Origin of the sequence: Arthrobacter sp. S2(2024) (assembly GCF_036662515.1) — a bacterium.
In the GTDB taxonomy this organism is placed as follows: Bacteria; Actinomycetota; Actinomycetes; order Actinomycetales; family Micrococcaceae; genus Arthrobacter.
In genome coordinates this window covers 1-12894 of sequence record NZ_JAYKZI010000009.1, presented here as the reverse complement: position 1 = coordinate 12894, position 12894 = coordinate 1, and the positions used below count along the sequence as shown (strand labels likewise).

Sequence of the window (12894 nt, the reverse complement as noted above, 5' to 3'; positions counted from 1 at the left end):
TCCCCCCCCCCACCACCCCATGAACTGTTGATGGAAGGAACGGTGAGACGTGCAAGTCAAGCGCGTGCTCAACAACAACGCGGTCCTGGCGATCGATGACGACGGCAAGGACCTTGTGGTGATCGGACGGGGCCTCGGCCACGGCCGCAGACCGGGTGATGAAATCTCCCGCGAAGTGGCAGACCAGGTCTTCGTCGCGGCGGAGAACGCCAATGTGGAGCGGCTTGCCCGCTTCCTGGATGACATCCCCCTGGACTGCCTGAATGCAGCCGGCGAGGTCGCGGCGCTGGCGGGGGAGCGGCTCGACCTGCGGGTCAGCCAAGCCCTGGTGGTACCGCTCGCTGACCATCTCAGCTTCGCCGTCGAACGGCTGCAGGCGGGGATCCCGGCGCAGTTCCCGCTGGCCTGGGAGGTCTCCCAGCTGTACCCGAAGGAGCTCTCCACGGGACGCGAGGCGCTGGGCCTGGTGGAGGCGTCCCTGGGCGTGAGACTGCACGACGACGAAGCGGTCGCCTTGGCCATGCACTTCGTGAACGCCCAGTTCGCCACCCCCGGCATGGAGAAGGCCATGCATATGACCGGTGTCATCGCGCAGGCGTTCGCGCTGGTGGATAAGACCTTCGGCTTCACCGTGGACCAGCAGTCCATGAACGCGGCACGCTTCGTCACCCATCTGAGATACCTGTTCAGCCGAGTCGCCTCGGGCAAACAGATCTCTGAGAAGTCCTCCGTACTCGTGGACGCGATCGTCCAGAGCCACCCCGAGGCCGTCGTCTGCGCCGCCAAGATCCAGTACCTCCTGGAAATGGGACTGGACACGAGCCTCACCCGGGACGAGGTCGCCTACCTGGCGTTGCACGTGGCACGCCTCGTTGCGGATGTGAACGAATACCGCTGAAACCGAGATGCGTCTCGCGCTCCAGGGCCGAGCAGCATGCCTACAGAGCCATGGTCGCGGCACGGTGCACTGACGCCGTCACAATCCTTCCTCAATCAACCGGCAGCATTGACGCCCGCTGGGCACTGTTGAGCCGAACAGACGAAAGAGAACTTCAATGAAAGCAACAGCTCTGAAAACTGCAGGAACCACAGGGTTTCAGGGAGTCGGAGTCAATCCGGGCCGCGTCATCGCTACTGTCAAGCACATGCCGGAGCCGTTGGCGGAGCCGGCCACCAGTGATGCCCTGCCCGCCGGGACGGACCCGGCGGAGGCCATCGCTGGCCTGAAGGCCGCGGCGCTTGCCGTGCACGACGAGCTCCGGGAGCGTGCCACGCGGGCCAGTGAGGACGGCAAGGCTGTGCTGGAGGCCACGGCCCTGATGGCCAAGGACGCCATGCTTCTGAAGGCCGCCGGGAAGCTGATCACGGCCGGCACCGGCGCGGAACGGGCCGTGTGGGAGGCCGCCGAGGGCGTGGCCGCCCGGTTCAAGGCCCTGGGCGGGTACATGGCCGAACGCGCCACTGATGTACTGGACGTGCGCGCCCGCATCGTCGCTCAGCTGCGCGGCGTCCCCGCCCCGGGCATCCCCAGCTCCGCCACCCCGTTCATCCTCCTGGCCGAGGACCTCGCCCCGGCCAATACCGCCACCCTGGACACCACCGTGGTCCTGGCCCTGGCCACTTCCGGCGGCGGACCCCAGTCCCACACCGCCATCATCGCCCGCTCCCTCGGCCTACCTGCCGTCGTCGCGGCAGCGGGCATCGAGGCGATCGACGACGGCGTGGAGGTGTACGTTGACGGCGCTGCCGGTGTCGTCGTCCCGGAACCGGGGGAGCCGGAGCGGGAATCGGCCGCGAAGTGGGCGGTCAGTGCCGCGACCCTGGCTTCCTTCGATGGCACGGGTACGACGGCGGATGGTCACCCGGTGCCGTTGCTGGCCAATGTGGGCAACGCAAAGGACGCTGAGGCGTCCGCGGGCATGGGCGCGCAGGGCGTGGGCTTGTTTCGCACCGAGTTCTGCTTCCTGGAGCGGGACACCGAGCCGTCCGTGGCCGAGCAGGCCGACGCCTACCGAGCCGTGTTCGCGGCTTTCCCAGGAAAGAAGGTGGTGGTCCGCACCCTGGACGCCGGGGCGGACAAGCCCCTGCCGTTCCTGACCGATTCCACAGAGCCGAATCCCGCCCTGGGCGTCCGCGGCTACCGCACCGATTGGACCACCCCGGGCGTGCTGGATCGCCAACTCTCCGCGATTGCGCGGGCGGCCGCTGACTCCGAGGCGGACGTGTGGGTCATGGCCCCGATGATCGCCACCCGGCCCGAGGCCGCGCACTTCGCCAGCCTGTGTGCCGCCGCGGGGCTGAAGACGCCGGGCGTCATGGTGGAGGTCCCCTCCGCCGCGCTGACCGCCGGAAGTGTCCTTCAGGAAGTCGAGTTCGCCTCGCTCGGCACGAACGACCTCACCCAGTACGCCATGGCCGCGGACCGCATGCTCGGCCCCCTCGCCGGGCTCAACGACCCCTGGCAGCCGGCCGTTCTGCGCCTGGTGCAGCTGACCGTCGAAGGCGCGAAGACCGCTGGGGACAAGGCCGTGGGCGTCTGCGGCGAGTCCGCCGCGGACCCGGCCCTCGCCGTCGTCCTCACAGGCCTTGGGGTGAACACCCTCTCCATGACGTCCCGCTCGCTCGCCGCCGTGGGCGCGGTGCTGAAGACCGTCACCCTGGCCGAGGCGCAGGAGGTGGCGGCCCTGGCGGTGGGAGCCGCCACAGCCGCGGAAGGCCGCGACTCCGTGCGGGCCCGCCTGCCGATCCTGGCCGAACTGGGCCTGTAGAAGCACCCTGGATTTCACCCGACCCTCATCGATCCCCATCCTGAAGGAGAACCCCATGACCGACTCAAAGCCGTAGTCGCCAGCGCCTCCGGTCTGCACGCCCGTCCCGCGGCAATCTTCGCCGAAGCCGCCGCTGAACTGGACGTCGAGGTCACCATCGCCCTGGACGGCACCCCGGAGGACGAAGCCATGGACGCCTCGAGCATCCTGTCCCTCATGACCTTGGGCGCCGGCAACGGCGACACGGTAGTGCTGCGCGCCGAGGGCGCTGGCGCCGAAGAGGCCCTGGACAAGCTCGCAGCCCTGGTTGAAACCGACCTGGACGCCTTCTGACGATTTCCGGAAGAGACAATGTCCGCCCGGCAGGTCAGTCGGCTGATGAGGCGTTGTGGATTATCGTGGCGAAGTCCAGGAGGGTGGTGCTGAGGGTGGGGAGTTCGCTGGGGTGGAGGCCGTATTTGGTGAATTCGGTGGTGGGGAGTGTCCGGTGCCTGGCGATGGCGGCGGCTAACGTTGGCAGGTCCAGTGTCGGGTCCCGGCGCTGGCAGAGGGTGATCAGTTGCTGGTGGATGAAGCGGTGGCTGGTGATGATGGAGTAGGCGTCGAGGTAGTCGCGGGCGTATCCGCGTGAGTAGACGGCGAGCAGTTTGGATGCAACAGAGTCTTTCAGGGACAGGATTGGGCCGATGTCGATGATGGCGGGGGAGTTCTCCCACCAGTCGAGGCCAAGGTCGATGACGACGGCTTCTTCGTTGTGCCCTACGGTGATGCTGGCGAATTCCTCGAAGTGTCGGGTGATCTCGACGGTGTATCCGGCGGCTTCGAGGGCGGCTGTCATTTTCTGTACCGATGCGGTGAAGGTTGCCGGGGTGTGGCGGCGGTGGAGGGCGAAGAGGTCGATGTCGTCCGAGAGGCGTTCGGTGATGCCGTGTTCAATGAGGGCTTGGCCGCCGGCGAGGAGGAAGCCGTCGGCGGCCAGGGCTTCGAGGGCGATCCTGCTGCTACGCGCTGAGCGTGGTCCATGACGGGTGTTCCTTCGCTTCGCGGGTGGCGGGGAGCTGGGGGAAGCTGGTTTCCCAGAGCTGCCTGCAGCGTGCGGGCAGGATCATGGTTGGCCACAGGGCCGTCAGGCGTCCTGGGTGGACGATGCGGCAGATTTCTTGGATGGATTCGGAATTCTGCAGGGTGAGTTGGTACAGCACCGAGCAGCTGCCGTCGTCGTCCACGTTGTAGCTTCTTTCCGGTCCCCAGTCCAGGTGCAGCGGAAGTTCCACAGTTCCGGTGGCGGGGCCGTGCAGATCGTTGAATGCATCCGGGACCAGGTACCCGAGGGAGTCTGCGATGGTGTGCCGGTGCTCGACCGGGGCCGCGACGTAGTCACGGAGCCGGATACGGATGAGTTCGGACACGGAGGTGCCTTCCCGCACGGCTTTGCGGTGCGCTTCATTCCACAGTTCGTCGCTGACCCGGATCGTGTGCCGTGGCGTCCCTGCCGACATGGCGCGCTCCTTTCAGAGGGCTTGACCTTCACGACCAAGTCTACGCGGTGTCATGACACCCGAAAGAGGGTGTTATGACAGGGTGAGAGGCGGCTGTTCGGCGTCGCGAGGTTGGCCCAAGCTGTGATGGCAGAGCGAGGAAACGGCCGAAGGGCCGCCGTATTCTCATCGCTGGCTTTTAGAAAATACCTGTACCCGGGTAGCATACAAGCATGTCCACCGTGTTGACGGATGAGCTCATCCAGAAGGTGAAAGTTGCTGGCGAGGCGGCCAATAGGGCGCGTCGGGAGATGGTTGCGGCTTCGGATAGCCGGGCGGAAGCTGTGTTTTCTTTGTGGGTCGAGGGCATGACGGTTCGGGGGATCGCCAAGGCGACGGCTGTCAGTCCTTCGGTGAGTCAGCGTCTGTTGGAGAAGGCCCGGGCCGGCCGGCCGGCGTTTGAACGGCGGGAGGAGCGGGTGTCCTATGAGTTGCACCGGGCCGTTGCCGAGAAGTTGCGTGTCGATCCTCAGGCTGTTCTGAGCAAGGCGAAGGTGAACCTCGCCCGTCTTTCGGCAAGGTCCCGGGGCTCCTTTGCCGAGGGGTGGGTGAGGGATTGGTCGGCGTTGCTCGCTGGCCCGGTCGAGAACCTTATTGAGGTGATGCTCCGCCCGGACGAGCGGTCCATTGACCTCCGGCAGATGACGCCGTTTGCCGGAGTGCTGACAGATGAGGAGAGGCTTTTGGCCATTCACAAGGCTACGCGGCATGGATCGTAGCCAGTTGGAGCACGCCATTCGGGCGGCGACGGAAATCATCCGGCATGACACCGTCGTGATTATCGGCAGCCAGGCGATTCTGGGGTCGTTCACGGAGGACGAGTTGCCGCTCGAGGCGACGATGTCCGAGGAAGTCGACGTCGCTCCGATGGAGGATGATGATGCCCAGTCGTTGGCGACCGAGCTGGACGCGGCCATCGGTGAGATGTCGTTCTTCCACGAAACACACGGGTTTTACGTCCAGGGCGTGGGCATGGACACGGCGGTGCTGCCCGAGGGCTGGACGGACCGGCTTGTGAGGGTCAATAACGCCAACACCAATGGCCGGACCGGACTGTGTCTGGAACCGCACGATCTATGTGCGGCCAAGCTCATTGCCGGCCGGGCCAAGGATCGCGTGTTCGTGAACGCTCTCCTTGAGCATGGGCTGGTCGATGCGGACACGATTGCCGTGCGGCTTGAAACCGTCCGTAATGACGACATCCGACGGGACCGGGCGCTGGCATGGGTGAGGAGTTCCGCCGGCCGCTGACAACGAGGCAACCACGCCTTCCGTATCCCCGACGGCCACCTGGGGCTGGGCACCTCGCTGTTTCATCCCACCCATTCGCCATGGCTCCGCGGTGACGCGACGTGCACGTCGCAAGCTCATGGGAGTTCCTGCATTTCGGCTCATGGGACGCATGAAGGGGGACCGCCGTGACCAGATTCGAGCCGACACATCTGTCGCGAACGGATGCATCCAGGACGAGTTGGCCTGATGCCGTTGCAGCCGAAGATAGAGCGACTTCCGTTCCTCCTCAAACGGGGGGCGGCAGTCGCTCTGTGTTATTCAAATTCTGTCAGATAGGGGGTGTTGACAGTGTCAACAGATTTGGCGTCGGACTCGGCCGTACCGGTGCCGGACTGGGCCGTACTCGGCATGTTTTCGGGACTTCCCAGTGTTTTCAAGGCCTGGAATGCGGTTCGAGTCCCACCTCGGGCACAGCATTCCCCCTCGTCAGAGGGGGTTTTTGCTTTAACGTGTTGACAAAGCTTGACAAGTGCCTCTGACGCTACGGGGGCGGGCTTTGGCCTGGCCGCCGCGTTGGCCTATGAAGGTGTGTGGGTTGGCGGGACCTCGGCCTGCTGTGGGTGGGTTTATGCGGTTCCTCGTTCCTGTTTGGTCGGGTGGGCCTGGGGTGGCCTTACACTTATTCATGGGGCCGGGGGAGCGGGAACGACATGACTTCGGCGATCTCGCTATAGGGCGCCCCTGACGGCGGTTTTAGGCGTGCCCGCGAGAGTCGCGCTCCGAGGTTTGTCCTGCCAAAGAGGGTGTGGACAGCGTCCACACTTACGTCTGCTTTGTTTGCCTCCGTGGGATTGAAGATCCAATACGCAACATCACGGGCAACTGAAACCGTCTACATTTCTTGGGTTACAAGGCAGACAGGTTGCGAAACACGTGTACCAATCAAGGAGCGCCACGCGGGGGCGCGTTCTGCGGCCGTCAAGTGCCCGCTAGACAGTAGCCTCACCGCGCAGTGAACTCGCCCGCACCTCGCTGCCTGTGAGTTCCCCCGAGCAGGCGCCTTCTACCATGAGCCAGAACTCGCAGGTGGCTGTGCTGAAGTCATAGGAACAGTCGAGCATCGCACTGATAGGTTGCCCCGGCCGAGCCGCCACCTGTACGACGGGAACCAGTCATCCTCCGCGGCGTGTCAGTGAAAACGCCGCCTGTACTGTGAGTTCCGCGGCAATGAGGAGGCCGGATAAGCACCACCGCGGAATATGCGGTCGCATGGGTTATGGATATGCTGATGCTACCGAACGGGGCTTGGGGGGCTGGTTGTCAGATCAAATTGCTGTGGTGGGCTCCGGCGACGTCGACTTCCGGTTCCTTGAAACGCGATTCGCTGGCCCCTCGGGTGCTCGCGACGCGTTCGAACGACTTATTGCAGACATTGTCGGGATCGTTCATCCCGATGTCCAGGAGGTTCAAGCGAACCCGGGCGATTGGGGCATCGACGCCTACGTCGGCGATCTCGGAAAAGAAGGTGAAGTCCACATCTGGCAGTCGAAGTACTTCATCGACGGGTTCGCTAAGACACAGCAGGGCGACGTTCGAGACTCGTACAATTCGGCGCAGAAGGCTGCCCACGAGAACGGCTACAAGATCGCGTCTTGGACGCTATGCATCCCCTGCGAACTGGATGGTCCGATGCTCACCTGGTGGGAAGGGTGGAAAAAGCGAACGTCCAAGGCCGACACCCTCACGGTGAGCCTCCAGACCGCAGGGCGGCTGCGGCGACGACTCCAAGCTTCGGCCGCGGCGGACGTTCGGAACCACTATTTCTCGCCTTTATTTCCGCTGCCGCTGAGAACCGCTGACCTCGAAGAGCCACGGGGACTAGAGGAACTTGTTGACGACACCAAGTATGATGGCGCTCTCTTCGTGCGCCAGATGGACGAAGCCGGATTGCCAGAGACTTTTGCTGCCCGAGAGGCGTTCTTCAACGCGGAGATCTTGGAGCGCGAGGTCACGGACAAGGGTATTCAGCCCGAAGTCTCGGCGCTCTCGACATGGCGCGTGCGAGTTTCATCGACCTGGTCGACAGCCTTCAACACTGCATTTCGGATGTCGACGGACCGGCATTTCCCGCAACTGTATGGCGACGTAGTCGGCGGCATCGAGACAAGTCACGCGCAGGAGGCCGCGAGCCTCCGAGCGCACGTCCTTCACGGCGTTGGCCTGCTCCATCAAGCCGTGGACAACGGCCGCGCGGGTTGGGTTAGGGACTGGCGTGATGTCGCCAAAGACCACCGTTCGCGGGTCCCGAACAGCTCTTCTAGCCCAAACCACGAGGAAGGAACGGAGGAGGAAACGTGAACGCCCAGGTTGACACCACCGAGCATGCAGCTTCGACGCTACGCGCGGAGTCCGTACCCGCTTTTCGGATGGCCCAGATCATCCTCGTTCTGGTGGGCGCACAAGCCCAGGAGAGCAAGCTGGATCTCGAGCGGCTTTCGGTGATTGAGTTCCTGTCGGCGAACCCGTTCCTCGTGTTGGACGCGGATTCTCCCGCCTCTAATCAGCTACGGCTGCAAGGATTCGGCCGCCACTCCATCGCATACGCCTCGCCGAGCCAGCGCTTCGTTTCTCGGCGGGAACGAGTGACTTCGGACATCGCCCAACTAGTCGCTTTCGGGCTTGTGCGACTCACCGTACACGAGGGGCAGAGAGTCTTCACCGTTACCGAATTGGGGCAGCAATCAGCGGACAGTCTGTGCTCCGTGTACGCCGACGCATACCGGCTCAGTGTTGCGACCGTTGCTCCTCTTGTGATGAAGCTTTCTTCGACGAAGATGCGAGAGCACCTCGAAACATGGCTTCGAGTGGACCCGGTGCTCTTTGACCTCATCGACAGTCCAACAATCGACGAGTTCGAGGCTGAGGCCTCCGGGCTCGCATCGCGCGACATGCTCTTCTAGGAAACGACGACTCCCATGACGAATCTTCCCGCCTTCAACATACGAGCCCTCCGCTTGGTCGGCCCAAAGCACTCGTACCGCGTCGACTTCACAGACCCACACGACAAGGAGCTGGTCCGGCCGCTATCGATTATCGCCGGCGAGATCAGCACCGGTAAGACCACCGTGCTGGAGTTCGTCGACTGGTGCCTCGGCGCGAAAGAGCATCCCGAACATGATGAGGTGATGGCGAACGTACGATCCGCTCAGCTTGCCATCGACGTCACCGGACCGGGCGACGCTAACCCCGCACAGTACGTCGTCGAGAGAGCGCTTGGCACGAAGACAACGAATGCCTACCTTTACACCGGTGACCTCGATACGATGTCTGGCACGCCCGTTCGGTCCTTCACGTCCGACCCCGCCGACGCCGACTCGCTGTCCCATTATCTCCTGCAGCTGTGTGGTCTCAGCGGACTCCGCCTGGATCAGGCGCCGTCTCAGGCAGACTCGAAAACCAACGCACTGAGCTTCAGAGACCTTCAGCCGCTCTGGTTTCTCACCAATCGGAGGCTCGATAACGGCGACCTCGCGTACGAAAGACAACCGCCCCGTTCCATCAAGCTCAACCAGGTCGTAAATATTCTGTTCGGCGTCTCGGACAACGAGCAGTCGACGCTGTCCAGGGCCGTCGAAGAACTCGGCGCGGAGGAACGGGAGCTCGCGCGAGCTGTCCAAACGCTTCGGACGTTCATGACCGATGCGGGGTTCACCACCATCGAGGAGATCGACTCCAAGTCGGACCGGCTCAGAATCCGGGTAGCCGAGCTCAACGCACAGAAGCGGGCCATCGACGGCAACATCTCCGCCCGCGGCGACTTCACCGTCGAGCTACGCGCAAACTACGCCGGGAGCGAGAAGCAAGCACAGCTCATCCAGGCTGAGTTGCGAGACCGGGACACCCTTGCACGGCGGCTTGAGCCCCTCCGCGCTCAGTATGCCGACGAGATCCGACGACTCGATCTCGTCGCTGAATCGCTGAACCTCTTCGACTCGCTCACCGTGGTGACATGCCCGGCCTGCCAGAGCAAGCTCCAATCGCCGCCCAAGGTCGTCGAGAACGAATGCTCACTGTGCGACTCCCACCTGACCACAAACGTCACCAATGGCCAGAGCGTTCCCGACCTAAGTACGGAACGACGCAGTCTTGTGCGCCGCCTGAACCAGCTCCTCGAGTTCGCCCAGGAAGTGCGCGCAGAGGGCGACAAGCTTCGGAGGAACCTGGGCGCCGCCAACGCAGCGGTACGAGAGGCGCAATCAGCGCTAGACCGGGTCTCCGGCGATATTATCTCGCCATTCTTGATGGAACGCGACGAAATCCAGCAATCTGTCGCTGACACTCGCGTCGAGCTTAAGACGATGCTCCGAGCACGGCAGATGCTGCTGCAACTACAGCAAAAGGAATTGGAACTTCTGCACACGTCAGCCGCCCTCAAGGAAGCGAGAGCGCGCAAGGCGCGATACCTGAAGAATGCGACGCCTCGCGACACGACCCTCACCCGCATCGGCGAACGCTTGTTCAACATCCTCGAAGACTTCGGCTATCCGAAGGTCAATCTCGTGCACGTTGAGAGGAACCTCGTGCCGTTCGTTCGAGGGCGCCGATATGACAAAGTCGGTTCTTCTGGGGCCATGACGCTGATAGCACTCGCCTGGGAACTCGCGCTCTTCGAGTTGGCGTTCGAGGAGGGTTCGGGCCATCCCGGATTCCTTATAGTCGACAGCCCCCAGAAGAATCTCGTTCCCGGGGCTATCACTGTCCCGACTATGCCGGATCCAGGGGCGGACGATGACGGTGCTGAAATCGGCCTGCTCATCACCGCTCGCAGCCGCAACATCGTGGAGAACATCTACCGCCACGTCGTGAGCTGGCTCGCCAAGAACGCCGGCGCGCAGATCATTTTCGTCGATAACCAGCCGCCGTCTGTGGCCGACCTGCATGTCGTGGTCCGCTACTCGCAGAGCCCTGATGACCCGCCCTACGGTCTCATCGAGAACGAAGACGGTCATACTTCGGAAGCCGAGAATCGCTGACAGGTGTTGTGGCTAGTCTGGATCCCGGAGTCCCTATACACACGTGGAAGTGCTCGACGATGACTTGGTCATGCCCCAGTAATCTGAAGGCATTGATCTGGAGCGTAAACTCGAGCTGCTTGACAAGGAAAGCAATCTGTCGCCGTCGCTGCCCAGTCATCCTGCAGCGCAGCCGGGTACTCACCCTCGGTGCCGACCGCTGCTCACGTGCCAGCGGGAACCTCCATCGTGTCGAGATAGTCAGGCACCCGGGGCGTGACGACGATACCGACACCTGCAGATAGGTCGACTCGCTGCCCTCAGTTGTGTCAGCGTCGGTGTCGGCGCTCATCGCGAAAGGAAGGGCTTTTTGCGGGTCTCTTCCTCCTGGCTTCGACCAAGTGCTGATAGTTGACCTTCCGTCCAGTAGCCCCTTCTGGCTTACCGCTGCCGGGATCGCTGGGGGCGTTGTGCTTGGCATCGTGGCCTCCGAGCCGTGATTGCGCTCTGGTTCCTATGTTGGATCGTCGTTTTCATAGGGGCCAGTCGCCGGGTTGAGGGGCTGTCGTGCAGTTTTGGCAACCAGCGTCGTGGTTCGGAAACTTTGCCCAGCTACAGGAACTTTCACGTTGAAGGAATCTTTCCGGCTCCCGGGCCTGCGTGTGGCTCTCCCTTGTTGCGCCGAGGGCGCCCCTAGCTGACATCGGGCGGTTCAGATGAAACCAAGCAAACCTCGCCAGCTATTTGATGATAGTTGTGCCCGGCAGCCCTATGTTCCCAACGGCCATGAAGCTGAGACGTTCGAGCACTCAGACCGGCGGATGGCACCAGCCAAGGGGTTGCCCCGCCGTTGTTGCCTTGCTCATCTAGGATGACGATCCTAATAGTGAGGCAGCCGATCGAACCCACGATGAGGAAGAAGTTCATCCATCCGTTGAACGGCGTGATGGCTCCGCCATGCCGGCCATCAAGATTCCCACCACGGCAGTACGAGTGCCACGACGCCCACCGCGATCCGCAGCGGGATGCTGGTGCTTTTGGTTGCCGGGAGCCAGGCGACCGGTAGTAGCAGGTCAGGGGCTGCCGTCTTCACCGCCTCCGGACAGGACCTCCCGGAAACCATTGTCGTCTTCGAGTAGCATCGGAGTATGCAACCGACAGCAGATTTCTGGGGGGAGCTGTTCGGGCCGAACTGGACCGCTCAGGGGGTAGCGGCGACAATCTCGTCGGCGATTGCTCTTGTAGCCGTCGGTATTTCGTCCATTGTCTCTTGGGTGCAAGGTTCCAAAACCCGTTCTCATGTCGACGCGGTGAACGAAAAGCAGGAGACTCGCGAGCGAGAATTCAAGGGTCGGGAACACTGGTGGGAAAGGTTCGAGTGGGCTTGCGCCGAGGTCGCCTCAGGGGACGAAACTCGAGCGGGAGTGGGTCTGATCATACTTAGTGACCTTTCAGTCTCTACATGGGCCAATGCGAGCGATAAGCTACTTATAGCGTCGGTTCTAGATGAGCTGTTCATTGAGGATTCAGACGAAGGCGAGGGTATAGAGGATGAAGCTTCGACTGAAGGCGAATAACCCACTGGTCATTAAGGCTGCTCGTGAACGGTCAAGGATCTTGAAGGAGCTCGGTCGACCGGTTGACGCCAAAACCGGTCGCATCGCACAGCGCACGCCTGTTGAGAGCCGTAGAACCCAACCGACTAGAGACGTACCCCCGACAACCGACGAAGGTGTCGTGACCATCACTGCGGAAGAGATGTTCAGAACCGGCCATGCGGAAGTTACCGAGCTCCGACTGCCAGTGAAAGTCGAGCCCGGAAAGTTCGTCCGGATTTACGCCAAGCACGATATTCCGGAAGTTAAGATCGACGGTACGGATTACCTGGTCTTAGCGGCTAACGATGTCCTTCAGGTTGTGCAGGAGGAGGACTCACCGGCGACGGCAGTAGAGAGAAAGCACTAGCAATTTAGCTATCCAATGCCAAAGCTCGGAGTCCCGAGGAACGACTTCAGGCACCTTTTTTGTTAGCCCGGGGTGAGACCGAACGCGGTGACGATCCGGCGGATTGCTTCAGCGCCGAGCGGGGCGGGTGATGAGTTGGAAGCCAGCGCTTAACGCGTTCGCGATTACCCTCGCCGGCCGCTTCGAAAGAAACATTCACTAATGAAAACCGGCCAGATCCACACACCGTTTATCGGACAGTCCCGTTTCCCGCTCAGATGTCCACCTGACTTCGGTCATTCGGCTTAGTGCCTGGCCCGCGGGTTCCGGATCGCGTTGAGGACTGCCTGTTTGTCGGCGGGGATGGCGGGCGGGAATGTCTGCTCGGTGCCGTTGATC

The 12894-nt window shown here is 62.5% G+C and carries 13 protein-coding genes; 11 read left to right on the top strand and 2 right to left on the bottom strand.

Translation table 11 applies throughout. The features are described 5' to 3' along the window. Positions 1 to 49: 49 nt before the first annotated feature. The 3 genes from VLA65_RS16200 (at position 50) to VLA65_RS16190 (ending at position 3101) form a co-directional block, all read left to right on the top strand. A complete protein-coding gene (locus VLA65_RS16200; RefSeq protein ID WP_332603090.1) occupies positions 50 to 898 on the top strand; it encodes a PRD domain-containing protein in 849 nt (282 codons plus the stop codon). A gap of 157 nt (positions 899 to 1055) precedes the next feature. Then, positions 1056 to 2768 carry a phosphoenolpyruvate--protein phosphotransferase gene (locus tag VLA65_RS16195; RefSeq protein ID WP_332603089.1) on the top strand — a complete coding sequence of 571 codons (1713 nt, stop codon included), beginning with the start codon at positions 1056 to 1058 and terminating at the stop codon, positions 2766 to 2768. A 27-nt stretch (positions 2769 to 2795) separates the two neighbouring features. After that, on the top strand, positions 2796 to 3101 hold the full coding sequence (locus VLA65_RS16190; RefSeq protein WP_332603131.1) for an HPr family phosphocarrier protein: 306 nt from the start codon (positions 2796 to 2798) through the stop codon (positions 3099 to 3101). A 34-nt stretch (positions 3102 to 3135) separates the two neighbouring features. Here the strand turns inward: VLA65_RS16190 and VLA65_RS16185 are convergent, their stop codons facing one another. Further along, positions 3136 to 3693: a nucleotidyl transferase AbiEii/AbiGii toxin family protein gene (locus VLA65_RS16185; protein ID WP_332603130.1), complete on the bottom strand. Its 558-nt coding sequence runs from the start codon at positions 3691 to 3693 to the stop codon at positions 3136 to 3138. Here VLA65_RS16185 and VLA65_RS16180 point away from each other — a divergent pair. Then, complete coding sequence (locus VLA65_RS16180; RefSeq protein WP_332603088.1) at positions 3640 to 3780, top strand: hypothetical protein; 141 nt, start codon at positions 3640 to 3642, stop codon at positions 3778 to 3780. The two genes, VLA65_RS16185 and VLA65_RS16180, sit on opposite strands and share 54 nt — an antisense overlap. Here the strand turns inward: VLA65_RS16180 and VLA65_RS16175 are convergent. Then, the gene (locus VLA65_RS16175; protein WP_332603087.1) at positions 3770 to 4267 is read right to left on the bottom strand and encodes a hypothetical protein; all 498 of its coding nucleotides are present in this window, start codon (positions 4265 to 4267) and stop codon (positions 3770 to 3772) included. The genes VLA65_RS16180 and VLA65_RS16175 overlap by 11 nt on opposite strands. 212 nt (positions 4268 to 4479) lie before the next feature. Here VLA65_RS16175 and VLA65_RS16170 point away from each other — a divergent pair, with 212 nt between their 5' ends. The 7 genes from VLA65_RS16170 (at position 4480) to VLA65_RS16140 (ending at position 12516) form a co-directional block, all read left to right on the top strand. After that, entirely contained in the window at positions 4480 to 5025 is a 546-nt protein-coding gene (locus tag VLA65_RS16170; protein WP_332603086.1) for a hypothetical protein, read from the top strand. Then, positions 5015 to 5557: a DUF6036 family nucleotidyltransferase gene (locus tag VLA65_RS16165; protein WP_332603085.1), complete on the top strand. Its 543-nt coding sequence runs from the start codon at positions 5015 to 5017 to the stop codon at positions 5555 to 5557. Before VLA65_RS16170 ends, VLA65_RS16165 begins: the two co-directional genes overlap by 11 nt. A 1320-nt stretch (positions 5558 to 6877) precedes the next feature. After that, entirely contained in the window at positions 6878 to 7897 is a 1020-nt protein-coding gene (locus VLA65_RS16160) for a hypothetical protein (protein WP_332603084.1), read from the top strand. Next, positions 7894 to 8499, top strand: a complete 606-nt coding sequence (locus VLA65_RS16155) for a hypothetical protein (protein ID WP_332603083.1) — start codon at positions 7894 to 7896, stop codon at positions 8497 to 8499. The genes VLA65_RS16160 and VLA65_RS16155 overlap by 4 nt, the downstream gene beginning before the upstream one ends. A 15-nt stretch (positions 8500 to 8514) precedes the next feature. Further along, positions 8515 to 10572: a hypothetical protein gene (locus VLA65_RS16150; RefSeq protein ID WP_332603082.1), complete on the top strand. Its 2058-nt coding sequence runs from the start codon at positions 8515 to 8517 to the stop codon at positions 10570 to 10572. Between the two features lie 1127 nt (positions 10573 to 11699). Then, positions 11700 to 12128: a hypothetical protein gene (locus VLA65_RS16145; RefSeq protein WP_332603081.1), complete on the top strand. Its 429-nt coding sequence runs from the start codon at positions 11700 to 11702 to the stop codon at positions 12126 to 12128. Between the two features lie 160 nt (positions 12129 to 12288). Beyond that, a complete protein-coding gene (locus tag VLA65_RS16140; protein WP_332603080.1) occupies positions 12289 to 12516 on the top strand; it encodes a hypothetical protein in 228 nt (75 codons plus the stop codon). The last annotated feature ends 378 nt before the right edge of the window (positions 12517 to 12894 follow it).